Below are 24,792 nucleotides of genomic sequence, written 5' to 3'. Positions count from 1 at the left end.
GGAGGTGGGGCTCAGGGGGACCGTCCCCTGAGCCCCCCGGCTCATCGGCCCGCGATCGGGTTCCTCAGGGCGCCGACCAGTTGCAGCGCTCCGGACGGATCCGACAGATCCACCATCTGCCGGTTGTCCCGCAGTTGGAGCCGGTTGAGGCAGGACAGCGCGAACTCGGGCGCGAACAGGTCGTACTGCGCGAACCTGTCCGCGAGTTCGGGCGTCGAGTCCTGGTACGCGCGCACCGACTCGGCGACCGTCCGCCAGAAGACGTCCTCGTCGAGGATGCCCTCGGCCGCGAGGTTCGCCGCCAGGAAGCGGAAGAAGCAGTCGAAGACGTCCGTGAAGATCGACAGGAGCTTCTTGTCCTCGGGGACCTCGACGCGGATCCGCTCGACCGCGGGCGGCAGCACCGCCTGCGGATCCATGACGACGATCTCCTCCGCGATGTCCTTGTAGACCGCGCGCTGCACGGCACCGTCCCTGAGGACGAGGATGACGTTCTCGCCGTGCGGCATGTAGGCGAGGTCGTAGGCGTAGAAGCTGTGCAGCAGCGGCGTGAGGTAGGCGTGCAGATAGCCGCGCAGCCACTCCACCGGCGTCAGCCCCGACCGCTCGATGAGCGCGCCCGCGAAGGAGGCGCCCTCGTGGTCGACATGGACCAGGGAGGCCATCGTCGCCAGGGTCTCGCCCTCCTGGAGGGAGGCCACCGGGCTCTCCCGCCACAGGGCGGCGAGCATCTTGCGGTACGGCGAGTAGCGGTCGGTGGCGGCCTCGTACTCCAGGTGGCGGTAACCGACGGCGGCACGTTCGCGGATGATCGACAGGCCGGTGGACCTGAGCACCGGGTCGTTCTCGACGAGCTGGGCCAGCCAGTCGTTGATCGCCGGCGTCGCCTCCATGTACGCGGCCGAAAGCCCGCGCATGAAGCCCATGTTGAGGACCGACAGAGCGGTCTTCACATAGTGCTTCTCGGGACTCGACGTGTTGAAGAACGTGCGGATCGACTGCTGGGCCAGATACTCGTCGTCCCCCTCGCCCAGGCACACCAGGTGACGCCGGGCGACCTCGGCCGCGAAGGTCACCGAGAGTTTGTTCCACCACTGCCACGGGTGGACGGGGATCAGGAGGTAGTCCTCCGGGTCGAGCCCCTGGCCGGTGAGCGTGGTGGCGAACCGTGTCAGGGCCGGCTCGCCGAGCTCCTCGCGTACGAAGGACTCGTACGCGATGCCCGCACCCGCGGTGAACGCGGCCCGGGAGCGGTGCGCGGCCAGCCACACCAGCCGGACCGGGCTCGCGGTCTCGGGCGCGTAGGACAGGTACTCGTGGACACCGAAGCCGAGCCGCCCGTTGTTGGCGACGAAGCAGGGGTGGCCCTCGGTCATGCCCGTCTCGATCGCCTGGAACCCCGCCCGGATGAGTTCGGCCGAGGCGACCTGCGGTTTGGTGAGTTTGAAGCAGGTGCCCGAGAGGGTGGAGGAGATCTCCTCCAGATAGACCGGCAGGACCTCGTCGCTCAGACCGAGCGACTTCTTCAGCTCGATGAAGAAGTCCAGTGCCGCGAGCGGCAGTTCGGCCCCGTCGCGGTGACGGGTGATCGACTCGGCGTCGATCTGCCAGTGGTCGAGGGAGCGGACGGTCGCGGTGAACCCGTAGCGGGTCAGGCCGTCGTCGCTGTGGACGACGTATCCGTCGTCACCGGCGCCCTCCGGTGTGATCAGCCGCTCGTGGGCGAACTCGGCGAGAGCCTTGCGGACGAGGAGGCGGTTGGCGTGCTCCCAGCGTTCGGGGGAGAGGTGGGACACGGCGTCGGACAGGGTCATACGGCTGCTCCTACCACTGCCTCGAACCGCTCCCGCGTGCAGAAGCTCAGCAGGGCGCGCTTCTCGGGCTTCTGGATCTCCCGCTCGGCCACGAAGCCGACGGCCTCGTTGAGCGCGTGCACGGCCGTGTTGCCCACGTCGGGCTCGACGACGACACGCCGGGTCGTCGGGTCGGCGAACAGGTGCTTCATCACCGTCGTGATCACGGCCCGGGTGAAACCGTGCACGGGCGTGTCGGTCGGCGCGACCAGGAAGTGCATGCCGACGTCGCCGGGCTCGGGCTCGTACAGGCCGACCAGTTCGACGTGGCGCGGGTCGTACCTCTCCATCAGGAACGCGGGCTCGCCGTCGCGCAGCCCGAGGTACGCGTGGTGGTGCTCGGCGGCCGCGATGGCCATGTACTCGCGCTCCACGTCGTGCAGTTTCGCGTCCTGCATCATCCAGAACGCGGACTTGGGGTGCGTCACCCAGCCGTGCAGCAGCCCGGCGTCCTGGATCGGATCGAGCGGGCGGACGGTGAGGACGCCTATGCCGGTGCGGCTCATACGGTGAACTCCTGGAACGCGATCGACTTCTCGACCGGGTAGTACTCGGTGCCGAGCAGCTCACGGATGATGGACGCGTTGCGGTAGGCGCCCATGCCCAGGTCGGGGCTGGTGATGCTGTGCGTGTGCACGCCGGCGTTCTGGAGGAAGACGCCGCGCCCGGTGGTGTCGATGGCGTAGTTGCGGGCGACGTCGAAGTTGCCGCGGGTGTCGTAGCGCAGCCGGTCGCGGACCGGTGCCAGGAACGCGGGCTCGGTGTACTTGTAGCCGGTGGCCAGGATCAGGCCTTCCGAACGCAGCTCGTAGTCCTTGCCCTGCTCCTCCTGGCGCAGGCCGAGGGTGTATTCGCCGTGCTCGTGACGCACGCTGTTCAGGGCCGAGTTGGTGAGCAGCCGGGTGGGGACGGGGCCACCGAGGTTCTTCTGGTAGAGCAGGTCGAAGATCGCGTCGATCAGCTCGCCGTCGATGCCCTTGAACAGGCCCTTCTGCTCTGTCTGGAGGCGGTAGCGGGTCTGCTCGGGCAGCGCGTGGAAGTAGTCGATGTACTCCGGGGAGGTCATCTCCAGCGTGAGCTTGGTGTATTCGAGGGGGAAGAAACGCGGGGAGCGGGTGACCCAGTTCAGCCGATAGCCGTGGACGTCGATCTCGCTGAGCAGGTCGTAGTAGATCTCGGCGGCGGACTGCCCGCTGCCGACCAGCGTGATCGACTCCTTCGACTGCAACTCCCTCTTGTGCCGCAGGTAGCGGGAGTTGTGGATGAAGTCCCCGCCGAGGTCCGCGCAGGCCTCGGGGATGTGCGGCGGGGTGCCCGTGCCGAGGACCAGGTGCCGGGCGCGGTAGGTCTCACCGGCCTCGGTCCGTACGGCGTAGACCCCGGCCGCGTCCTCGTACGTCACCTCGGCGACCGTGGTGGAGAAGCGGACGCAGGAGAGTTTCGACGCGGCCCAGCGGCAGTAGTCGTCGTACTCGACCCGCAGCGGGTAGAAGTTCTCGCGGATGTAGAACGCGTACAGACGGCCCGATTCCTTCAGGTAGTTGAGGAAGGAGTACGGGGAGGTCGGGTCGGCGAGGGTCACCAGGTCCGACATGAACGGGGTCTGCAGGTGCGCGCCCTCCAGGAACATCCCGGAGTGCCATTCGAAGTCCGGCTTGGACTCCAGGAAGACGCCGTCCAGTTCGGCGATCGGCTCGGTCAGGCAGGCCAGACCGAGGTTGAAGGGGCCGAGACCGATCCCTACGAAGTCGTGCGTCTTTCCGGTGCCTTCGACGAATTCAGGAAGCGCGGTCAAGGGACTCTCCCAGGTACTGCTCGGCGTGGCCGGCGATCAGACCGAGGACGGCGGCGATGTCGGCGACCGTCGTCTCGGGGTTGAGCAGGGTGAACTTCAGGTAGTGGCGTCCGCCGACCTTGGTGCCCGCCACGACGGCGTCACCGGAGGCGAACAGGGCCTTGCGGGCGTAGAGGTTGGCGCGGTCGATCTCGGACGGGTCGGTGACGGCGGCCGGGATGAACCGGAAGACCAGGGTGGAAAGCGAGGGCTCGACCACCACGTCGAAGCGCGGGTCGGCGGCGAGGAGCCGCCAGCCCCCCTGTGCCAGGTCGCAGACCTCGTCGAAGAGTTCGCCGATGCCGTCGGCGCCCATCACCCGCAGCGTCATCCACAGCTTGAGCGCGTCGAAGCGGCGGGTGGTCTGCAGGGACTTGTCGACCTGGTTGGGGATGCGCTCCTCGACCATGCGGCGCGGGTTCAGATACTCCGCGTGGTAGGTGGCGTGGCGCAGGGTCGAGGCGTCGCGTACCAGCACGGCGGACGAACTCACCGGCTGGAAGAAGGACTTGTGGTAGTCGACGGTGACGGAGTCGGCGCGCTCGATGCCGTCGATGCGGTCCCGGTTCTTCAGCGAGGTGAGCAGTCCGCAGCCGTAGGCGGCGTCGACGTGCATCCAGGCCCCGAACCGGGCGCACAGCTCGGCTATCCCGGGCAGCGGGTCGATGGAGCCGAAGTCGGTGGTGCCCGCGGTCGCGACGACCGCCATCGGGACCAGGCCCTCGTTCTTGCAGCGCTCCAGTTCGCGGGCGAGCGCGAGGGTCTGCATGCGCTTGTCGTGGTCGACGGGGATCGACACGACGGAGTCGGGGCTCAGGCCGAGGAGTTTCGCCGACTTCTTGACGCTGAAGTGGCCGGCCTCGGAGGCGAAGACGCGCAGTCGGGCGAGGTTGTCGGTCTTGGCCTCCTCGCGGGCCAGCAGCAGTGCCTGCAGGTTGGACTGGCTGCCGCCGCTGGTGAACACGCCGTCGGCGGCGGGTCCGAGGCCGATGCGCTCGTTGGTCCAGTCGATGAGCCTGCGCTCGATGAGGGTGCCGCCGGCCGACTGGTCCCAGGTGTCCAGGGAGGAGTTGACGGCGGACAGCACGGCCTCGCCGAGCACGGCCGGTATGACGACCGGGCAGTTGAGGTGTGCGAGGTAGCGGGGGTGGTGGAAGTAGATCGCGTCCCGGAGGTAGACCTCCTCCAGTTCGTCGAGGACCGCGCCGGTGTCGTGCAGCGGGCGGTCCAGGTCGATCCGTTCGATGCGGGGCGCGAGGGCGTCGACCGTGACGCCCGTGAACGGACGGTCGGTGGTGGCGAGTTTGGCCGCCACCCGCTCGATTCCTTCGGTCACGGAGCGGCGATACCGCTCCGCGGTCCTGTCATTGAGCAGGTGCGAGCGCATGTGGGGGTCCTCCGTGCGGGGAAGAGGGAGCGTCCGGGCGGCGTGGCGGAGGGACGGCTCGGGCGAGAGGGCGAGAGGGCGGGAAGACGAGAGGGGCGGAGTCGCGTCTTTCAACTTAGGTTAGCCTAACCTAAGTTACTTCCGCGACCCTGTTCCCCGGCTCTCGGCAGTGACGTACGCCTCTGTTTGACGGGCCTCACCCGTAGGTGGCGCGGCGGGCGGCACGTCGGCGCGGGCGGGCGCGTACCCGTCCCGTCCGCGCGGCCGTCCCTCCGCTACTCCTCCTCGCGCAGCTGCTCCTCCGTCAGCCCGCGCCGCCAGTAGCCAACGAAGGTGACGCGCCTGCGGTCGATCCCACGCTCGCGCACGAGGTGACGGCGCATCTCCTTCACGCAGCCGGACTCGCCCGCGATCCAGGCGTACGGCCGCTCGGCGGACGATATCCGGGCGGCCCGCACGGCGTCGGCGGCCAGGGGGGAGCCGCTGTCGCGCACGAGCCAGGTGATCTCCGCGTCGGCCGCGACGGACAGGTCCTGGACGTCCTCGTGGTGCTGGACCTCCAGCCAGGCCCGGACCCGGGTGCCGGCCGGCAGCGACTCCAGGATGGCGGAGGCGGCCGGCAGCGCGGTCTCGTCCGCCCACAGCACGATCAGATCGGCGTCGGCGGGCGGCCGGAAGCGGATCGCCCGGTTGTCCTCGACCGCCGGGCCGAGCAGGACCACGCGGTCACCCGCCGCCGCACGTGAGGCCCACCGGGACGCCGGACCGGCGGGGACCTCGGCGTCCGGCTCCACTCCGTGCAGCACGAAGTCGATGTCGATCCCGGTCGTACGGCCCCCGGCGTCGCGGCGCAGCGCCCGCAGGGTGTAAGAGCGCATCACCGCCCGCACGTCCTCCGGGAGTTCGCGCCAGCCCTGCCACCAGTTGTCCCCTCGTTCGAAGGGGACGGCGGGGTCGGTCTGGCCGGGGTGCGGCAGGAAGAGCGAGAGGCTCTGGTCCCGGCCGCCGGAGACGAAGGCGTCCAGGTCGGCGCCCGCGAAGGAGACCCGGACCAGCGACGGGCCGAGCCGCCTCGTCCGTACGACCTGGAGGGAGAAGAAACGGAACGGGGAGGCGACGGCCGTCGTCATCAGTACTCCTGAGTGCTGGTCAGGGTTGCGCGGCGGGGTGTCAGGCGACCTTCTTGGCCTTCTCGATGGCCTCGGCGAGGTTGTCGAGCAGCGGGGTGCACTTGTCGTAGGAGATGATCGGCTCGGGGGAGCGGGCGATGACCTGGCCGGCCTTGACGGCGGGCAGCTTCTTCCAGGTGGCCTCGGTGATGTCGGCCGGCTGGATGATCGAGCTGCGGTCGTCCATGATGATGACGTCCGCCGGGTACTTGTCGACGTTCTCCCAGCTCAGGTTCTCGAACCAGCCGCCGCTGGCCTTCAGGGCCTTGGCGGAGGGTTCGACGATGTTCACGCCGAGCGCCTTGAAGTACTCGAGGTCGATGGAGAGGTTCGAGCCGGAGACGTAGAAGATGTCCTGGCTCGCGGAGCCGGCCAGGACCTTGATCTCCGGACGGGCCTTGGCGGCCTTGCGCAGCCGCTCGGCGGCCGTCTCGAACTTCTTCTTCGCCTCGACGACCGCGGCGGACTTCACGTCCGCGCCGAGGGACTCGGCCAGCGCGTACATGCGCTCCAAGGACTGCGGCATCTGGCGGTCGTAGACGGAGACGCCGACACTCGGCGCGAGCTTGAGGATCTTGTCCTTGGACTCCTCCGGGACGTACCAGAGGGTGCCCGCGGCGTCGAACATCGTGGAGATCAGCACGTCGGGCGCGAGGGCCGCGTACTTCTCGATGTTGAACTGGCCCCACTCGTTGCCGAGCACGGTCAGCTTGGTGACGTCCATGTCGCCGGCCTGGACATCGGCCTTGCCGTCCTTGGTCGTGGTCGGGCCGAAGACGCCCTTGACCTCGATGCCGTAGTCGTGGAGCGCGGCGGCGACACCGGTGAAGGCGACGATGTTCGCCGGTGTCCTGTCGAGCTTCACGGTGGTGCCGCGGTCGTCCTTGAACGTCCAGGGGCCGGACTTGGACTTGGCGGCCGCCCTCGTCGAGTCCGAGCCACCGCTTTTCGCGTCGTCGTCGCCACAGGCGGCGAGGACGGCACCGAGGCCGAGGGCGCCGCCGGCGGCGAGGATGCCGCGGCGGGAGAGGTGGGTGGCACGGGCGTTGGACATGAGAGTGACTGCTTTCGGCACGGGGCGGAGCGCCCGCCGGACAAGTTCAAAGGTAGGTTAGCCTAACCTCACCACTTGTCCAGGGTCCGGGTGCCGGCCGCTCGCCGGTGCCACCCGTCAGGTCCGGAGCGCTGCCCGAGAAGCGTGCCGAGGCCGTTCGAGGCGTCGACGTGCCGGAGTTGGTCACCGGGCTGTCGCCGGAGCGGGCGCCGGCCGTCCAGGGGCCGAGGTCCGTCCCGCTCCGACAGGGGGTCGACGCGTCCCTTGCGCGGACGCGGACGCGGACCGTTCCGGTGGAGTGGTGGCGACGAGGGCGCGGTTCGGGCCGCCGCCGTAGGCCGGGCGCTCGTGCCCCCGGGCCGAACAGCCCCCTGACCGGCGCGGACGCGTCCTGGTCAGGGGGCTGTTCACAAGGCTTCGGCTCAGGGGGACGCTCAGCCCGTGAGCCCCAACTCCCGCGCGATCAGCATCCGCTGCACCTCGCTGGTGCCCTCGCCGATCTCCAGGATCTTGGAGTCGCGCCACATGCGGGCCACGGGGTACTCGTTCATGAAGCCGTAGCCGCCGTGGATCTGCGTGGCGTCGCGGGCGTTGTCCACGGCGATCGTGGAGGAGTAGAGCTTGGCGATCGCCGCCTCCTTCTTGAAGGGCTCACCCGCGACCAGCCGGGAGGCGGCGTCGCGCCAGCCGACGCGGGCCATGTGGGCCCTCGTCTCCATGTCCGCGATCTTGAACTGGATGGCCTGGTACGCGCCGATGTTCCGGCCGAACGCGTGCCGCTCCTTGGCGTACTTCACGGACTCGTCCACGCAGCCCTGGGCCAGTCCCGTCGCCAGGGCCGAGATGGCGATGCGGCCCTCGTCCAGGATGCGGAGGAACTGCGCGTACCCGCGGCCCTCCTCGCCCAGCAGGTTCGCGGCCGGGACACGGACGTCGGCGAAGGACAGCTCACGGGTGTCCGAGGCGTTCCAGCCGACCTTCGAGTACGGCGCGGCCACCGTGAAGCCGGGGGTGCCGGAGGGGACGATGATCGCGGAGATCAGCGGCTTGCCGTCGGGTTTGCGGCCCGTGACCGCCGTGACCGTCACCAGGCCCGTGATGTCCGTGCCCGAGTTGGTGATGAAGCACTTGCTGCCGTTGATCACCCACTCGTCCGTGTCCGGGTCGAGCCGGGCCGTCGTCCGGGTCGCGCCCGCGTCCGAGCCGCCGTCCGGCTCGGTCAGGCCGAAGGCGCCCAGGATCTCGCCGGAGCACAGGCGGGGGAGCCACTCGGCCTTCTGCGCGTCGGTGCCGAAGAGGTGGATCGGCATCGCGCCGAGCGAGACGCCGGCCTCCAGGGTGATGGCCACCGAGGAGTCCACGCGCGCGAGTTCCTCCAGGGCGATGCCGAGGGCGAGGTAGTCGCCGCCCATGCCGCCGTACTCCTCGGGGAAGGGCAGACCGAACAGGCCCATGCGGCCCATCTCCCGCACGATCTCGTACGGGAACTCGTGCCGCTCGTAGAAGTCACCGATCTTCGGTGCCACGACGTCGTGCGCGAACTCCTCCACCGTACGGCGCAGTTCCTCGAGTTCGGGGGAGAGGCGGTGGTCCAGGGACATGGGATTCACTCCTGGTGGGAGAGGGCTTTGACGGTGCGGGACGGGCTGGGTCGGCCCAGTTGTCCGGCCATCCACACGCTGGTGGCGGTGAGGCGGCCGAGGTCGACCCCGGTGTCGATACCGAGGCCCTGAAGCATCCATACGAGGTCTTCGGTGGCGAGGTTGCCGGTCGCGGACTTCGCGTACGGACAGCCGCCGAGGCCGCCCGCTGACGCGTCGACGGTCGTCACCCCGTGCTGCAGGCTCGCCAGGGTGTTGGCGAGCGCCTGGCCGTAGGTGTCGTGGAAGTGCACGCCGAGCACGCTGGTCGGCACGCCCTCCTCGTTGAGTTCGGCCAGCAGGTTCTGGACGTGGCCCGGCGTCGCCACGCCGATCGTGTCGCCCAGGCTCAGCTCGTCGCAGCCCATGTCCAGCAGGGCCCTGCACACGCGCACGACCTGGTGGATGGGGACGGCGCCCTCCCAGGGATCGCCGAAGCACATCGAGACGTAGCCGCGGACGTGCGCCCGGTCGGCCCTGGCCCGGGACACCACCGGCTCGAACATGGCCAGCGACTCGTCCACGGTGCGGTTGAGGTTGGCCTTCGCGAAGGACTCCGTCGCACTGGCGAAGACGGCGACATGGCGGGCGCCGAGGGCGAGGGCCCGGTCGAGACCGCGTTCGTTCGGTACGAGGACCGGGAGGCGCACCCCGGCCGTGTCGCCGAGGTCGCTCACCAGGGGGAACAGCTGCTCCGAGTCCGCCAGTTGGGGCACCCACTTCGGGTGGACGAAGCTGGTGGCCTCGATGGTGGTCAGGCCCGCGTCGGCGAGGCGCCGGATGAACTCGGCCTTGACCTCGGTCGGTACGGTCGCCTTCTCGTTCTGCAGTCCGTCGCGCGCGCCGACCTCGTGGATCCGCACCCGCGCGGGCAGGTCCTGGGCCGGTACGACCATCGGGAGGCCGAGTTCCGGGGTGCTCATGTCGTCTCCTCGTACGGGGTGATCACGGCCAGGATCTGGTCCATGGCGACCGTCGTGCCCGGGGTGACGTCCAGTTCGCTGACGGTTCCCGCGTGCGGGGCGGAGATGACGTGCTCCATCTTCATCGCCTCGACCACCAGCAGGCTCTGCCCCGCGGCCACCTCGTCCCCGACCGCGACCTTGACGACGGTCACCGTGCCGGGCATGGGCGCGGTCAGTGAGTCGGCCCCGGCGTGCGCCGCACCGGTCAGGGACGCGGCGACCGGGTCGTGGTCGCGGACGTGCCAGGCGTCGCCGTCGCGGCCGAGCCAGTCACCGGCCCGGTGGAAGGTGTGGCGTACGCCGTCGAGGGTCACGGAGACCTGGTCGGCGGTGACCGTGTGGGTGCCGCGCGGGACGTGGTCCACGGGGTCGTGCACCCGCAGGTGGAAGCCCACGGGCGCGGGAGTGCCGCCGAGCCGCCAGCCGCTCGGCACCGAGAAGGGGTCGCTCCAGCCCTCGCCCCGGGGCTCCAGGGCGTCGAGCCGTACGGCCGCGGCCGCCTCGTACACCTCCTCCGGCACGTCACCGGAGACCAGGCCGTCCGCCTCCCGCTCCACCAGGCCGGTGTCCAACTCGCCCGCCACGACCGCCGGGTGGGCCAGCAGCCGGCGCAGGAACCCCGCGTTGGTCTGGACGCCGAGCGTGACCGTCTCCGCGAGGGCGGCGCGCAGTTTGCGCAGCGCGGTCGCGCGGTCCGGGCCGTAGGCGACGACCTTGGACAGCATCGGGTCGTACAGGCTGCCGACCTCCGTGCCCTCGCTCAGTCCCGAGTCGGTGCGCACCCCGTCGCCCTGCGGCTCGCGCAGGGAGAGCACCGTGCCGCCGGACGGGAGGAAGCCGCGGGAGGGGTCCTCCGCGCAGACGCGCGCCTCGACGGCGTGCCCGGTGAGCGTGATGTCCTGCTGCTCGTAGGGCAGCCGCTCGCCGGCGGCCACCCGGAGCTGCCACTCCACCAGGTCGAGTCCCGTGACCAGTTCGGTGACCGGGTGCTCCACCTGGAGGCGGGTGTTCATCTCCATGAAGTAGTAGGAGGACGGGTCGGAGCCGGGGACGATGAACTCCACGGTGCCCGCGCCCTCGTACCCGCAGGAGCGGGCCGCCTGGACCGCCGCCTCGCCCATGGAGGCCCGGGTCGCGGCGTCGAGGAACACGCTGGGCGCCTCCTCGATGATCTTCTGGTGGCGGCGCTGCAGGGAGCACTCGCGCTCGCCGAGGTGCACCACGTTCCCGTGGCCGTCGGCCAGGACCTGGATCTCGATGTGGCGGGGGCGGTCGACCCAGCGCTCCACGAGGAGGGTGTCGTCGCCGAAGGAGGCGCGGGCCTCGCGCCGGGCGGCGGCGATCTCGTCGGCCAGGTCAGCGGCGTCCCGCACCAGCCGCATGCCCTTGCCGCCGCCGCCCGCGCTCGGCTTCAGGAGCACCGGCATGCCGATCTCCCGTGCCGCCTCGGCCAGCTGGGCGTCGGTGAGACCGCTGCCGGAGGAGCCCGGGACGACCGGGACGCCCGCCGCCCGGACCGTCTCCTTGGCGCGGATCTTGTCGCCCATGAGGGCGATCGCGTCGGCGGGCGGGCCGATGAAGACGAGACCGGCCTCGGCGCAGGCGCGCGCGAACGAGGCGTTCTCCGCGAGGAAGCCGTAGCCCGGGTGCACGGCCTGGGCCCCGGTCCGCGCCGCCGCCTCCAGCAGGGCGGGCACCGACAGATAGCTCTCGGCGGCGGGCGCCGGGCCGATCCGTACCGCCGTGTCCGCCTCGCGCACGTGCCGGGCGTCGGCGTCCGCGTCGGAGAAGACGGCGACCGAGCGCACGCCCAGCGATCGCAGGGTGCGGATGACCCGGACGGCGATCTCGCCGCGGTTGGCCACAAGAACGGTGTCGAACATGGTCAGAGGTCCCTCACATCCGGAAGACGCCGAACTGGGGTTCACCCAGGGGCGCGTTGGCGCACGCGGTCAGGGCGAGGCCCAGCACCTGCCGGGTCTCCAGCGGGTCGATCACACCGTCGTCCCAGAGGCGGGCCGTGGCGTAGTAGGCGCTGCCCTGCTGCTCGTACTGGGCGCGGATCGGGGCCTTGAAGGCGTCCTCGTCCTCGGCGGGCCAGGACTCCCCGCGCGCCTCCAGCTGGTCGCGCTTGACGGTCGCGAGGACGGAGGCGGCCTGCTCGCCGCCCATCACGGAGATCTTGGCGCCGGGCCACATCCACAGGAAGCGCGGCGAGTAGGCCCGGCCGCACATCGAGTAGTTGCCCGCTCCGTACGAGCCGCCGATCACGACGGTCAGCTTCGGAACGCGGGTGCAGGCGACCGCCGTCACCATCTTGGCACCGTGCTTGGCGATGCCCCCCGCCTCGTACTGGCGCCCGACCATGAAGCCGGAGATGTTCTGCAGGAACACCAGCGGGATGCCGCGCTGGTCGCACAGCTCGATGAAGTGGGCGCCCTTCTGGGCGGACTCCGAGAACAGGATGCCGTTGTTGGCGACGATGCCGACCGGATGTCCGTGGATGCGGGCGAAACCGGTGACCAGGGTCTGCCCGAACTCCGCCTTGAACTCGGCGAAGCGCGAACCGTCGACCACGCGCGCGATGACCTCGCGCACGTCGTAGGGGGTGCGGGAGTCGACGGGCACGGCGCCGTAGATGCCGTACGGGTCGACCTTGGGCTCCGCGGCCGGTGCGACCTCCCAGGGCAGCGCCCCGCGTGCGGGGAGGGTGGCCGCGATGTTCCGGACGATCCGCAGTGCGTGCGCGTCGTCCTCGGCGAGGTGGTCCGTGACGCCCGACACGCGTGCGTGGACCTCGCCGCCGCCCAGCTCCTCGGCCGTGACGACCTCACCGGTGGCGGCCTTCACCAGGGGCGGGCCGCCGAGGAAGATCGTGCCCTGATTGCGCACGATCACGGCCTCGTCGCTCATCGCCGGGACGTACGCGCCGCCGGCCGTGCACGAACCGAGGACGGCGGCGATCTGCGGGATTCCCGCTCCCGACATCCGCGCCTGGTTGTAGAAGATCCGCCCGAAGTGCTCGCGGTCGGGGAACACCTCGTCCTGCATGGGCAGGAAGGCGCCGCCGGAGTCGACGAGATAGACGCAGGGGAGGCGGTTCTCCAGCGCCACCTCCTGCGCTCGCAGGTGCTTCTTCACCGTCATCGGGTAGTACGTGCCGCCCTTGACGGTGGCGTCGTTGGCGACGATCACGCACTCGCGGCCGCTGACCCGGCCGATTCCGGCGATCACTCCGGCCGCCGGTGCCTGTCCCTCGTACATCCCGTGCGCCGCCAGGGGGGCCAGCTCCAGGAACGGTGATCCCGGGTCCAGCAGCTGGTCCACCCGCTCGCGCGGGAGCAGCTTCCCGCGCGCGGTGTGGCGGGCGCGGGCCCGCTCGCCGCCGCCCAGCCGCGCCTCGGCGAGCTTGGCGCGCAGCTCCTCCCCGAGGGCGTGATGTGCCGCCTCGTTGGCCCGCCAGGCCTCCGACGCGGGATCGGCCGCGCTCGTCAGCTCCGGTGCTTCTTGCATGTCCTGCGGTCCCCTCGCCCAGTGGTCCACCAGTTAATGAGCGTTAACGCATGTCGTCCAGGTTAACGACCGCTAACCTCCCTGTCTAGAATTGCTTTCATGGCCACGAGAACCGACGCCCCCACCCGACGCGAGCAGATCCTCAAGGAGGCCGCGCGGCTCTTCGCCGAGCGCGGTTTCCACGGCGTCGGCGTGGACGAGATAGGAGCGGCCGTCGGTATCAGCGGCCCCGGTCTGTACCGGCACTTCCCGGGCAAGGACGCGATGCTCGCCGAGCTGCTGGTCGGGATCAGCGGACAGCTGCTCACGGGGGGAAAGCGCCGGGTGGCCGAGGCCGGTGGCGGCCCGGAGGCGCTGCTCGACTCGCTCATCGAGGGGCACATCGACTTCGCTCTCGACGACCGGCCCCTGATCACCCTGCACGACCGCGAACTGGACCGCCTGCGGGACAGTGACCGCAAGCTGGTGCGGCAGCTCCAGCGGCAGTACGTCGAGCTGTGGGTGGAGGTCGTGCGGGAGGTGTATCCGACCCTCACCGAACCCACCACGCGCTCGGCGGTGCACTCGGTGTTCGGGCTGCTGAACTCGACGCCGCACCTGGGGCGGCCGGGTGCGCTGCCGGGGCGCGGGGTGACGGCGGCCCTGCTGCACCGGATGGCCCTGGGGGCGTTCGAGGCGGCGGCCGGGGCGGAGTGAGCCGGCGGACCGGGCGCGCCGGCCGGGTTCCGGTTTCCGGCGTGACGAGCGTCATGGGCCGGCGGGGGCCGATGGCTCTGGACGGCCGTCGTGACCGGCGGGTAACCTGAGGTCTGAGCAAGCGCTTAGACATGCGTCAGGTAACCAGGCGGAGGAGGCGGCGGTGCGCCGTACGGTGTTCAACGAGGACCACGAGGCGTTCCGGGAGACCCTGCGGGCCTTCATCGAGGCCGAGGTCGTTCCCGTCTACGACGAGTGGTTCGCCGCGGGCCAGGCGCCGCGCGACTTCTACCACAAGCTCGCCGAGCTCGGCATCTTCGGCATCCGTGTCGACGAGGAGTTCGGCGGCGCCGGCATCGACTCGTACAAGTTCGAGGCCGTGATGTACGAGGAGACGGCCCGCGCGGGCGTCCAGTTCGGCGGCTCCGGCGTGCACGTGCTGCTCGGCCTGCCGTACATCAAGATGCTCGCCACCGACGAGCAGAAGAAGCGGTTCCTGCCGAAGTTCGTCACCGGCGAGGAGATGTGGGCTCTCGCGATGACCGAGCCGGGCACCGGCTCCGACCTCGCGGGCATGAAGACCACGGCCCGGCTCTCCGAGGACGGCACGCACTACGTCCTCAACGGCTCCAAGACCTTCATCACCGGCGGCGTCCACGCCGACCGCGTGATCGTCTGCGCCCGGACCTCCGCGCCCACCGCCGAGGACCGCCGCTTCGGCATCTCCCTCTTCGCCGTCGACACCAAGTCCGAGGGCTACTCCATCGGCCGCAAGCTCGACAAGCTCGGCCTGAAGACCTCCGACACCGCCGAGCTCGCGTTCGTCGACGTCAAGGTGCCCGTCGAGGACCTCCTCGGCGAGGAGAACAAGGGCTTCTACTACCTCGGCCACAACCTCGCCTCCGAGCGCTGGGGCATCGCGTTCGGCGCGTACGCCCAGGCCAAGGCGGCCGTCCGGTTCGCCAAGGAGTACGTCCAGGAGCGCACCGTCTTCGGCAAGCCTGTCTCGCACTTCCAGAACACCAAGTTCGAGCTGGCCGCCTGCCAGGCCGAGGTGGACGCCGCGCAGGCCGTCGCCGACCGCGCCCTGGAGGCCCTCGACAAGGGCGAGCTGACGCCGGCCGAGGCCGCCAGCGCCAAGCTGTTCTGCACCGAGGTCGCGCACCGCGTCATCGACCGCTGCCTCCAGCTGCACGGCGGCTACGGCTTCATGAACGAGTACCCGATAGCCCGCCTGTACGCGGACAACCGCGTCAACCGCATCTACGGCGGCACCAGCGAGATCATGAAGTCGATCATCGCGAAGGACATGGGCCTGTAAGGCCCGCGAAGGATCACCGGAAACAACTGCGCGGTACAACTGACACCATGAGTCAGGCACTGCAGTCCCTGCTCGATCTGCTCGACCTGGAGCGGATCGAGCAGGACATCTTCCGCGGCCAGTCCCGCTCCGCCGTCGTCCCGCGGGTCTTCGGCGGGCAGGTCGCCGCGCAGGCGCTGGTCGCGGCGGGGCGCACGGTCCCAGAGGACCGCTTCGCCCACTCCCTGCACGCCTACTTCCTGCGTGCGGGGGACCCCGGCGCGCCCATCGTGTACTCGGTGGACCGCATCCGCGACGGCCGCTCCTTCACCACCCGCCGGGTGGTCGCCGTCCAGCACGGGCAGCCGATCTTCCACCTCTCCGCGTCCTTCCAGGCGCACGAGGAGGGCATGGAGCACCAGGCCCCGATGCCGCCCGCGCCCGACCCCGAGACGCTGCCCACGGCCGCCGAGCTTCTGCCGCGGTACGCGGACGTCCTCAAGGACCCCGTCGTCGTGGAACGCCTCCTGGAGGCGCGCGAGTCGGTCGACCTGCGCTATGTCGACCCGCCGCCCTACGGCACCGTGGGCGAGACCCGCGAACCGCACTCCCAGGTGTGGTTCCGCACCAACGGCAAACTCGACGGCGCCGTCGACGAACCGCTGCTGCACGTCGTCCTCGCCACCTACGTCTCCGACATGACGCTCCTCGACTCCATCCTGCTCGCGCACGGGCGTGGCGGGTGGGTGACCGGTGACGTCGTCGGGGCCTCGCTCGACCACGCGATGTGGTTCCACCGGCCCTTCCGCGCCGACGAATGGCTGCTGTACGACCAGGAGTCCCCGTCCGCGTCCGGGGGCCGCGGGCTCGGCCAGGCCCGGATCTACACCCAGGACGGCCGGCTGGCCATCTCGGTGATCCAGGAGGGCGTCGTCCGGATCCCCCGTGAGATGTCCTGATCCCCCGGTAAGACTGGGGCATGACTGAAGCTGCACAGGACGACGGCGCGGGCGAGAGCACGGTCACGGTGATCGTCGCCGCCCTCGCCAATCTGGGGATCGCGGTGGCCAAGGCGGTCGCGGGCGTCATCAGCGGATCGAGCGCGATGCTGTCCGAGGCCGCGCACTCGGTGGCCGACACGGTCACCGAGGTGCTGCTGCTCACCGCGCTCAAGCGCAGCGAGAAACCGGCCGACGAGGAACACCCCCTCGGATACGGGCCCGAACGCTACATCTGGGCGATGCTCGCGGCGGTCGCGACCTTCGTCGGCGGCGCGGTGTTCTCGATCTACGACGGGGTGCACACCCTCGTCGCGGGCGAGGAACTGGGCGACACTCTCGTCTCCTACGTCGTGCTCGCGGTCGCCTTCCTGCTGGAGGGCTACTCCCTGCGCACCGGCGTACGGCAGGCACGCGGTGAGGCGGCACGGATCGGGGCGCCCTTCAAGCGCTACCTCCGCCACACCCCGGACACCGCCGTGAAGGCCGTGGTCCTGGAGGACTCGGCCGCGCTGATCGGTCTCGTCCTCGCCGCGGGCGGTCTGCTCGGCGGGCAGCTCACCGGCTCCGGCGTCTGGGACGCCGTCGCGTCCCTCTGCATCGGTCTCCTGCTGCTGTACGTCGCCTGGGTCCTCGGCCGCTCCAACGCGGAGCTGCTCATCGGGCGTCCGCTGCCGAAGGCCGTCCGGGAGGGCATCCGGGCCGAACTGCTCGCAGTGGAGCACGTGGAGGCCGTACTGGAGCTGACGACCCTGGTCCAGGGACCGCGCGAGGCGCTCGTCGCCGCCAAGGTCGACTTCCGCGACATGTCGTCCGCCGGCCAGATCGAGTGGGCCTGCGAACAGGCCGAACAGCGACTGCGGGAGGCGTTCCCGGTGGTGAGCCGGGTGTACCTGGACCCGACCCCGGGCCACGCCCGACGCCGGGCCGAGGGGCTGAACCCCTGGCCCTGAGGGCTGTCCGGGAGTCGCCGGGTCCCCGTGGATCAGCGCGCGGCGTCGGGCGCGGGCGTCTCCCCGGCGCGGCTGTGTCAGGCGAGGCCCGCCGCGTTGAGCAGATACGCCGTCATCGGGTCGTAGTGCCGGGGACTCGTCACGTGGTCGTCGAGCGGGATCGTCACCTGGACGGTGCCCTCGGACTCGGCGAGGAAGAGGGCCGGGTCGTTGCAGTCGGCGTAGCCCATGGAGTCGATGCCGAGCTGGCCCGCGCAGCCGGCCCAGCCGTGGTCGGCGACGACCAGGCCGGGCAGCGGGCGGCCCTCGCGCTCCAGCCCGGTGAGGATCGCCCGCATCGGCTCGCCCGAGTGGGTGTGCCAGAGCGTCGCGCCGTGTTCGAGCACCGCGACGTCCGCGAACTGGAAGACGTACCCCTCGTCGGTCTGCAGCCCCTCGGGAATGACGACGATCTCGCAGCCCGCGGCACGCAGCGCGGCGGCGGTCGCGCGGTGCACGTCGAGGAGCCCGCCCGGGTGCCCGGTCGCGAACAGCACCCGCTCCTTCGCGGCCGCGGCCTTGCGCAGCCGCGCCGCCATCCGGTCCAGGGCGTCGACCGTCAGCTCCGGGTCGATGGTGTCCTGCCCGTACCGGTACTCCGGGTCGTCGTTCACACCGCACCGCTCCGCCATCACCGCGAGGACGTCCTGCTCGTCGGTCCAGCGGTCACCGAGCTCCAGGCCGAGCCAGAAGTTGCGGTCGCCGTTCGCGAGCTTGCGGTAGTGGGAGAGGTTGTTCTCGCGGGGCGTGGCGACATCGCCCGCGATACGCGTCCGTACGAGGTGGTCGACGAGCTCGCTGCGGTTGGGGGTCCCGGATATTGGCATGCCCCCATTGTGCCGGGGCGTCCCGCCCGGGGAACGGCTGTCCCGAGCCCTGGGACGCGCGTCACTCGCGACGGGGGAGTGCGGGACCGGACGTGGCGTGCCACCCCCGGTCACCGCTCGCCACGCCGCGCCCGGGCGTTCCGCTCACCGCTCCCGCAGAGCGAACCACAACTCCATGCGCACGTCGGCGTCGTCGAGATCGGCACCCAGCAACGCCGCGCAGCGCGCAACGCGTTGACGCACGGTGTTGCGGTGCACGGCGAGGGCCACCGCGGTGCGGTCCCAACTGCCGTGCAGGGAGAGCCAGGTGCGCAGGGTCTCGGTGAGGGCCGGGGTCGCGGCGATGGGGGCGAGCAGGGCGCGGGCGTGGGCCTCCGCGTCGGCCGCGGGAACGAGGCCGGCGAGCGCGGGACGCTCCGCGTGGCGTACCAGCGCCGTACGGGTCGCCCGCGCGCGGGCCAGCGCCCGGGCGGCCTGGGTGTCGGCGAGCGCCCACTCGTGCGGGCCGACGGGCGCGCTGACCCCGCAGGTCCAGCCCAGCTGGGCGGCCGGTTCGCCGTCGCCGGGTACGAGGACGCGCACCACGTCGCCGCCGGCGTCGATGAGCGCGGAGCCCAGCGCCGTCCCCAGCGCGGAGGCGGCGACGGCGTCCGGAGCGGGACCGTCCGCCGTGGGCCGCGCGTGCACGACCGTCCACCGTTCCCCGCCCAGCAGGGGTGCGACCGTTTCCGGCGCGGCCCCGAGCAGCAGCCGGACGAGCGCCGCCGACCGTGCCGCGCCGCTCCCGCTCTGCTGTTCCCCGGTGAGCAGGGAGAGCAGCACGGCCGCGACGGAGGCGATGGTGTGGTCCCCGGGGTCGCGGCGCGGCGCCGCCACGCCGAGGACGAAGCCCTGCCCGCCGCCGAGGGCGTAGGCGGCGAGATGGGTTCCCTGGACGGTGTCGCTGGCGGAGGAGGGGGTCGGACCCTGGGTCTCCCCGGGGCGCACCACCGCCGCCAGCCCGGCGAGGGCCCGCCCGACGGTTGCCTCCCGGGTCCTTCCGGCACCCGCCAGCTCCGCGCCCTCCGGCCCGTACAGCACCGCCCGGCCGGACACCCGCTGGGCCAGCTGGCGCAGCACCGCGGGAACCGGGTCGGGGCGGGCCGCCGCCGCGGCCAGACTCTGCTGGCCCTCCGTGACACGGCGCAGCTCCGCCAGGCGGGCCTGGGCCATCAGCTGCCAGACCGCGCGGGCCACCCCCGAGAAGGTCGTCTCGGGCGGCACCTCGATCAACGGCAGGCCGTGGGCGTCGCAGGCCTCGACCAGCGCGCGCGGAACCGTGTCGTGCACGGGCGCCAGGCCGAAGCCCAGCGCCGCGCCGCCCGCCGCGACGATGCGGGAGACGTAGCCGTCGAAGTACTCCCTGAGCCGCGACTCCGTCCGGCCGGGGGCCTCCCCGGCCGGGCCCGCCGCCTCCGGGACGTGCACGCCCGCGGTCAGCAGCAGCTCGCCGCCCAGCAGATAGGGATACGGGTCCGCCATCTCCGAGGTGTGGGCCCAGTGGATCACCGTGTCCGGGCCGGCGGGGCCCGCGATGCGGCGCAGGGCCAGGTCCTCCCGGGCCAGCAGCGCGCTCAGCGGGACCGGCGGAGTCGGCGGGACCGGCGGTGCCGGAGGGGCCGGAGGGGCCGGAGGGGCCGGTGGAGCCGAGGGCGCGGACGAGGGCGGCGGGCCTGGCGGGGCGGATGCGTCCGGCATGCTGGACATTCCCTCCATCCGGTTCAGCAGCAGTGGATGAAAAGTACACTTCAGAGTCGTCTTCCGGCCACCTAGGGTCGTGCCGTCGGCAGCCGCGGGTACGGGCGTTTGTCCCCGCGGTCCGCTGCCGCACCGACCGGGCGGGAATCGCTCGCGGATCCGCCGCCGGTCTTCCCGGCCGGACCGCGCTCGCCCCGGCCGCGTCCCCGTCCGCATCTGCACGACACGCCACCGAGAGTGCGCGAAGGAGGGCCCCGCATGGCCATCGACTACACAGTGATCGTCGTCTATCTGGCCGGCATGCTGGCCATGGGCTGGTGGGGCATGCGCCGCGCCAAGTCCAAGAGCGACTTCCTCGTCGCGGGACGCCGCCTCGGGCCCGCGATGTACTCCGGGACCATGGCCGCGATCGTGCTCGGCGGGGCCTCCACCATCGGCGGCGTCGGGCTCGGATACCAGTACGGGCTCTCCGGGGCCTGGATGGTGTTCACCATCGGGCTCGGCCTGCTCGCCCTCTCCGTCTTCTTCTCCGCCCGCATCGCCCGGCTGAAGGTCTACACCGTCTCCGAGATGCTGGACCTGCGCTACGGCGGCCGGGCCGGTGTCATCTCCGGCGTCGTCATGTGGGCGTACACCCTGATGCTCGCGGTGACCTCGACCATCGCGTACGCCACGATCTTCGACGTCCTCTTCGACATGAACCGGACGCTCGCGATCGTCATCGGCGGCTCGATCGTCGTCGCGTACTCGACGCTCGGCGGCATGTGGTCGATCACCCTCACCGACATGGTGCAGTTCGTGGTCAAGACCATCGGTGTGCTGCTCCTGCTCCTGCCCATCGCGGTCGTCAAGGCCGGCGGGTTCAGCGAGATGAAGGCCAAGCTGCCCACCGAGTACTTCGATCCGCTGGGCATCGGCGGCGAGACGATCTTCACCTACGTGCTCATCTACACGTTCGGCATGCTCATCGGCCAGGACATCTGGCAGCGCGTGTTCACCGCCCGCAGCGACACCACGGCGAGGTGGGGCGGCACGGTCGCCGGCACCTACTGTCTGGTGTACGCCGTAGCGGGCGCCGTCATCGGCACGGCGGCCAAGGTCCTCTACCCGACGCTGCCCAGCGCCGACGCCGCCTTCGCGACCATCGTCAAGGACGAACTCCCGGTCGGCGTGCGCGGGCTGGTGCTGGCCGCGGCGCTCGCGGCCGTCATGTCGACGTCCTCCGGCGCGCTGATCGCCTGCGCCACCGTCGCCAACAACGACATCTGGTCCCGGCTGCGCGGAGCCGTACGGCCCGCGGGCGAGGAGCACGGCGGCGACCACGACGAGGTCAAGGGCAACCGGGCCTTCATCCTCGTCATGGGCGTCGCGGTGATCTGCACCGCCATCGCGCTCAACAACGTCGTCGAGGCACTGACCGTCGCGTACAACCTGCTCGTCGGCGGCCTGCTCGTGCCGATCCTCGGCGGACTGCTGTGGAAGCGCGGGACCGCGCAGGGCGCGCTCGCCTCCGTCGTGGTCGGCGGGCTCGCGGTGGTCGGGCTGATGGCGGCGTACGGCGTCCTCGCCAACGAGCCGGTCTACTACGGGCTGCTGTCCTCGCTGGTCGTGTACGTGGTCGTGTCCCTGGTCACACCCGCGACCGATCCGGCGGTGCTGGTCGCCTGGCGCGAGCGGCTGGCGGGGCGTGGGGTTCCCTCGGTGGAGGGGGAGAGGGTGTCGGCGTGAGTGGGGATCGGTCCCCGGGTTCGCGGGGCGCGAGCTCTCGGGGTCCCGGCCCCCGAGGGCCCGAGAACGCTGGGGGTCGTGTTTGGCCGCGGGTCGTTCGTGGCTGGTCGCGCGGTTCCCCGCGCCCCTGAGGGGGCGCCGCCCTCCCCGGGGTCGTGAAGGGGCCTCCTCGCCCACCGGACCCTGAAGGGGGCGCCGTCGCCTCCCGGTGCCGGCGGCCGGGCGGCCGAGGAGGGCTGAAGAGTTTCGGGCCGGTCGTCGTGGGGCGGCCGGGCCGGGCGGACTCCGGTGGTCGGGGTCCGCGACACTGGAAGACGTACTACCCGTATCACCCGTACCACGCATCACCGGTATCACCTGGAGGAGTCCGACGATGAGCAGCACCGAGAACCCGGCAGCAGGCGGCAGTCAGCCACGCGGCCCCGTCGACTCGTCCCGCGTCCCGCGGTACGCCGGCCCCGCGACCTTCGCCCGGCTGCCCCGCCTCGACGAGGTCGGCACCGCCGACGTCGCCGTGGTCGGCGTGCCGTTCGACTCCGGGGTCTCCTACCGGCCCGGCGCCCGCTTCGGCGGCAACGCGATCCGCGAGGCCTCCCGCCTGCTGCGCCCGTACAACCCGGCGCAGGACGCCTCCCCCTTCGCCCTCGCCCAGGTCGCCGACGCCGGTGACATCGCGGCGAACCCGTTCAACATCAACGAGGCCGTGGAGACCGTCGAGGCGGCGGCCGACGAGCTGCTCGGCACGGGCGCCCGGCTGATGACCCTCGGCGGCGACCACACCATCGCGCTGCCCCTGCTGCGCGCCGTGGCGAAGAAGCACGGCCCGGTCGCCCTGCTCCACTTCGACGCGCACCTCGACACCTGGGACACGTACTTCGGCGCCGAGTACACCCACGGCACCCCGTTCCGCCGCGCCGTCGAGGAGGGCATCCTCGACACCTCCGCCCTCTCCCACGTCGGCACCCGCGGCCCCCTGTACGGCAAGCAGGACCTCACCGACGACGAGAAGATGGGCTTCGGCATCGTCACCTCGGCGGACATCTACCGCCGCGGCGCCGACGAGGTCGCCGACCAGCTGCGCCAGCGCATCGGTGACCGCCCGCTCTACATCTCCATCGACATCGACTGCCTCGACCCGGCGCACGCGCCCGGCACCGGCACCCCGGAGGCGGGCGGCATGACCTCCCGCGAACTCCTGGAGATCCTGCGCGGACTGTCCTCCTGCAACCTGGTCTCCGCGGACGTGGTCGAGGTCGCGCCCGCCTACGACCACGCCGAGATCACCGCCGTCGCCGCGTCCCACACGGCGTACGAACTGACCACGATCATGTCCCGTCAGATCGCGGAGGCCCGGACCAAGTGACCCACGACCACGACCTGGTGCTCCGCCCCACGGCCGCCCAGACCTCAGCCGCGCTCGACCCGCCCCCGGGGCGCAACGGCGGGGACCTGGTCGTGGAGACCCTCTCCGGGCTCGGCGCGACCACCGTCTTCGGCCTGCCCGGCCAGCACGCGCTGGGCATGTTCGACGCGCTGCGCCGCTCGTCGCTCCAGTACGTGGGGCTGCGCGTCGAGAACAACGCGGGGTTCGCTGCGGACGCGTACGGCCGGATCACGGGGGAGGCCGCGCCGCTGCTGCTCTCCACCGGCCCGGGGGCGCTGACCTCGCTCGCCGCGCTCCAGGAGGCGGCCGCCGCCTCGGCCCCCGTCCTCGCGATCAGCAGCCAGATCCCGACCGCCGGACTGGGCGGCGGGCGCCACGGCTATCTGCACGAACTCCCGGACCAGCAGGCCTCGTTCCGGGGCATCGTGAAGTCCGTGCACACCGTCCGTACGCAGTCCCAGATCCCCTCCGCCCTCGCGGCGGCCTGGGAGTCGGCGCTGACGGCCCCGCACGGCCCGGTCTGGGTGGAGATCCCGCAGGACGTCCTCCTCGCCCCGACGCACCTGCCGGTCGTGACCGCGATGGACGCCACCCCGGAGGAGGTGGTCCCGCGCCCCGAACTGACCGCGGTCGCCGCCCACCTGCTGTCCACGGCCGCCCGCCCCGCGATCATCGCTGGCGGCGGTGTCGTCCGGGCGGACGCCTCCGGCAAGCTGCTCCAGCTCGCCGAGCGGCTGAACGCCCCCGTCGTCACCACCTTCGGCGGCAAGGGCGCCTTCCCCTGGAACCACCCGCTGTCCCTCCAGTCCTGGCTGGAGGACCGGCACACCACCGACCTCCTGGAGGACGCGGACGTCCTGCTGGTGGTCGGCTCCGGTCTCGGTGAACTCTCCTCGAACTACCACACGTTCAAGCCCCGCGGCCGGGTCGTCCAGATCGAGGCCGACCTCGGCAAGCTGGAGTCCAACCATCCGGCACTGGGCATCCACGCCGACGCCAGGCTCGCGATCGCCGCGCTCCTGGAGACGGTCGAGGAGCGCCCCGACCCGACGGCGCCCGAGCGCGTGCGCACGCTGCTCGCCCGGGTCGGCGAGCGCATCGCCGCGCAGGAACTCACCCTGGAACAGGACGTGCTGGCGGCCGTGCGCCGCGCCCTGCCGGACGGCTCCCCGTCCTTCTGGGACATGACCATCCTGGCGTACTGGGCGTGGTCCGCCTTCGACCCGCGCCGGCCCAACGCCATGCACTCCGCCCAGGGCGCCGGCGGTCTCGGCTACGGCTTCCCGGCGGCCCTCGGAGCGGCGGCCGCCGACCCCACCCGCCCGGTCCTCGCGGTCTCCGGCGACGGCGGTGCGCTGTACTCGATCGCCGAGCTGGCCACGGCGAAGCAGTACGGCCTCGACGTCACCTGGCTGATCGTCGACGACGGCGGCTACGGCATCCTGCGCGAGTACATGACCGACGCCTTCGGCCAGGCCACGGCGACGGAACTGGCCCGCCCGGACTACGTGGCCCTCGCCGAGTCCTTCGGTGTCCCGGGGATCCGGACGACCCCCGGGACGCTCGAAGCGGACCTGTCGAAGGCGCTGGCGACCCCCGGACCGTCGGTGGTGCTGCTCCCGGCGGTCCTGCGGATGTTCGCGCCCACGCACCTCGACGGCTGAACGGCCGCCGCGCCGAACGACTGCCGGACCGGCCGACTGCCGCCCCGAGCG

General features: G+C 71.5%; 19 protein-coding genes. 7 read left to right on the top strand and 12 right to left on the bottom strand.

What is annotated here, in order from left to right:
- Window positions 1-41: 41 nt before the first annotated feature.
- The 10 genes from OHB41_RS18505 to OHB41_RS18460 form a co-directional block, all read right to left on the bottom strand.
- Window positions 42-1,814: an IucA/IucC family protein gene (locus OHB41_RS18505; protein ID WP_266699345.1), complete on the bottom strand. Its 1,773-nt coding sequence runs from the start codon at window positions 1,812-1,814 to the stop codon at window positions 42-44.
- On the bottom strand, window positions 1,811-2,359 hold the full coding sequence (locus OHB41_RS18500; RefSeq protein WP_266699344.1) for a GNAT family N-acetyltransferase: 549 nt from the start codon (window positions 2,357-2,359) through the stop codon (window positions 1,811-1,813). Before OHB41_RS18500 ends, OHB41_RS18505 begins: the two co-directional genes overlap by 4 nt.
- Window positions 2,356-3,648, bottom strand: coding sequence for a lysine N(6)-hydroxylase/L-ornithine N(5)-oxygenase family protein (locus OHB41_RS18495; RefSeq protein ID WP_266699343.1), 1,293 nt, complete (start codon window positions 3,646-3,648; stop codon window positions 2,356-2,358). Before OHB41_RS18495 ends, OHB41_RS18500 begins: the two co-directional genes overlap by 4 nt.
- A complete protein-coding gene (gene desA / locus OHB41_RS18490) occupies window positions 3,632-5,074 on the bottom strand; it encodes a lysine decarboxylase DesA (protein WP_266699342.1) in 1,443 nt (480 codons plus the stop codon). The genes OHB41_RS18495 and desA overlap by 17 nt, the downstream gene beginning before the upstream one ends.
- Before the next feature lie 275 nt (window positions 5,075-5,349).
- On the bottom strand, window positions 5,350-6,204 hold the full coding sequence (locus tag OHB41_RS18485) for a siderophore-interacting protein (protein WP_266699341.1): 855 nt from the start codon (window positions 6,202-6,204) through the stop codon (window positions 5,350-5,352).
- A gap of 40 nt (window positions 6,205-6,244) precedes the next feature.
- The gene (locus tag OHB41_RS18480; protein ID WP_266699340.1) at window positions 6,245-7,297 is read right to left on the bottom strand and encodes an ABC transporter substrate-binding protein; all 1,053 of its coding nucleotides are present in this window, start codon (window positions 7,295-7,297) and stop codon (window positions 6,245-6,247) included.
- 434 nt (window positions 7,298-7,731) lie between these two features.
- A complete protein-coding gene (locus OHB41_RS18475; RefSeq protein WP_266705961.1) occupies window positions 7,732-8,892 on the bottom strand; it encodes an acyl-CoA dehydrogenase family protein in 1,161 nt (386 codons plus the stop codon).
- 11 nt (window positions 8,893-8,903) lie between these two features.
- Window positions 8,904-9,860, bottom strand: coding sequence for a hydroxymethylglutaryl-CoA lyase (locus OHB41_RS18470; RefSeq protein WP_266699339.1), 957 nt, complete (start codon window positions 9,858-9,860; stop codon window positions 8,904-8,906).
- Window positions 9,857-11,785 (bottom strand): acetyl-CoA carboxylase biotin carboxylase subunit, encoded by a 1,929-nt coding sequence (locus OHB41_RS18465; RefSeq protein ID WP_266699338.1) that lies wholly within the window; start codon window positions 11,783-11,785, stop codon window positions 9,857-9,859. The genes OHB41_RS18470 and OHB41_RS18465 overlap by 4 nt, the downstream gene beginning before the upstream one ends.
- 13 nt (window positions 11,786-11,798) lie before the next feature.
- Complete coding sequence (locus OHB41_RS18460) at window positions 11,799-13,415, bottom strand: carboxyl transferase domain-containing protein (RefSeq protein WP_266699337.1); 1,617 nt, start codon at window positions 13,413-13,415, stop codon at window positions 11,799-11,801.
- A gap of 99 nt (window positions 13,416-13,514) precedes the next feature.
- Between OHB41_RS18460 and OHB41_RS18455 the strand changes: the two genes are divergently transcribed.
- From OHB41_RS18455 to OHB41_RS18440, 4 genes are all read left to right on the top strand, one after another.
- The gene (locus tag OHB41_RS18455; protein ID WP_266699336.1) at window positions 13,515-14,111 is read left to right on the top strand and encodes an SACE_7040 family transcriptional regulator; all 597 of its coding nucleotides are present in this window, start codon (window positions 13,515-13,517) and stop codon (window positions 14,109-14,111) included.
- A gap of 163 nt (window positions 14,112-14,274) precedes the next feature.
- Window positions 14,275-15,432, top strand: coding sequence for an acyl-CoA dehydrogenase family protein (locus tag OHB41_RS18450; protein ID WP_266699335.1), 1,158 nt, complete (start codon window positions 14,275-14,277; stop codon window positions 15,430-15,432).
- Between the two features lie 47 nt (window positions 15,433-15,479).
- On the top strand, window positions 15,480-16,370 hold the full coding sequence (gene tesB / locus OHB41_RS18445; RefSeq protein WP_266699334.1) for an acyl-CoA thioesterase II: 891 nt from the start codon (window positions 15,480-15,482) through the stop codon (window positions 16,368-16,370).
- 20 nt (window positions 16,371-16,390) lie between these two features.
- Window positions 16,391-17,362, top strand: a complete 972-nt coding sequence (locus OHB41_RS18440) for a cation diffusion facilitator family transporter (protein WP_266699333.1) — start codon at window positions 16,391-16,393, stop codon at window positions 17,360-17,362.
- Between the two features lie 77 nt (window positions 17,363-17,439).
- Here the strand turns inward: OHB41_RS18440 and OHB41_RS18435 are convergent, their stop codons facing one another.
- Together OHB41_RS18435 and OHB41_RS18430 are read right to left on the bottom strand one after the other, a co-directional pair.
- The gene (locus OHB41_RS18435; protein WP_266699332.1) at window positions 17,440-18,228 is read right to left on the bottom strand and encodes a phosphatase; all 789 of its coding nucleotides are present in this window, start codon (window positions 18,226-18,228) and stop codon (window positions 17,440-17,442) included.
- A gap of 144 nt (window positions 18,229-18,372) precedes the next feature.
- Window positions 18,373-19,965, bottom strand: coding sequence for a PucR family transcriptional regulator (locus tag OHB41_RS18430; RefSeq protein ID WP_266699331.1), 1,593 nt, complete (start codon window positions 19,963-19,965; stop codon window positions 18,373-18,375).
- Window positions 19,966-20,223: 258 nt separating this feature from the next.
- Here OHB41_RS18430 and OHB41_RS18425 point away from each other — a divergent pair, with 258 nt between their 5' ends.
- The 3 genes from OHB41_RS18425 to OHB41_RS18415 all read left to right on the top strand — a co-directional run bounded on the left by OHB41_RS18425 (window position 20,224) and on the right by OHB41_RS18415 (window position 24,741).
- Window positions 20,224-21,693 (top strand): sodium:solute symporter family protein, encoded by a 1,470-nt coding sequence (locus OHB41_RS18425; RefSeq protein ID WP_266699330.1) that lies wholly within the window; start codon window positions 20,224-20,226, stop codon window positions 21,691-21,693.
- A 373-nt stretch (window positions 21,694-22,066) separates the two neighbouring features.
- Window positions 22,067-23,056 carry an agmatinase gene (gene speB, locus OHB41_RS18420; protein WP_266699329.1) on the top strand — a complete coding sequence of 330 codons (990 nt, stop codon included), beginning with the start codon at window positions 22,067-22,069 and terminating at the stop codon, window positions 23,054-23,056.
- On the top strand, window positions 23,053-24,741 hold the full coding sequence (locus OHB41_RS18415; protein ID WP_266699328.1) for a thiamine pyrophosphate-binding protein: 1,689 nt from the start codon (window positions 23,053-23,055) through the stop codon (window positions 24,739-24,741). Before speB ends, OHB41_RS18415 begins: the two co-directional genes overlap by 4 nt.
- Window positions 24,742-24,792: the final 51 nt, after the last annotated feature.

This window comes from Streptomyces sp. NBC_01571 (assembly GCF_026339875.1).
GTDB lineage: Bacteria > Actinomycetota > Actinomycetes > Streptomycetales > Streptomycetaceae > Streptomyces.
This window is presented reverse-complemented; position numbering and strand designations above follow the sequence as displayed.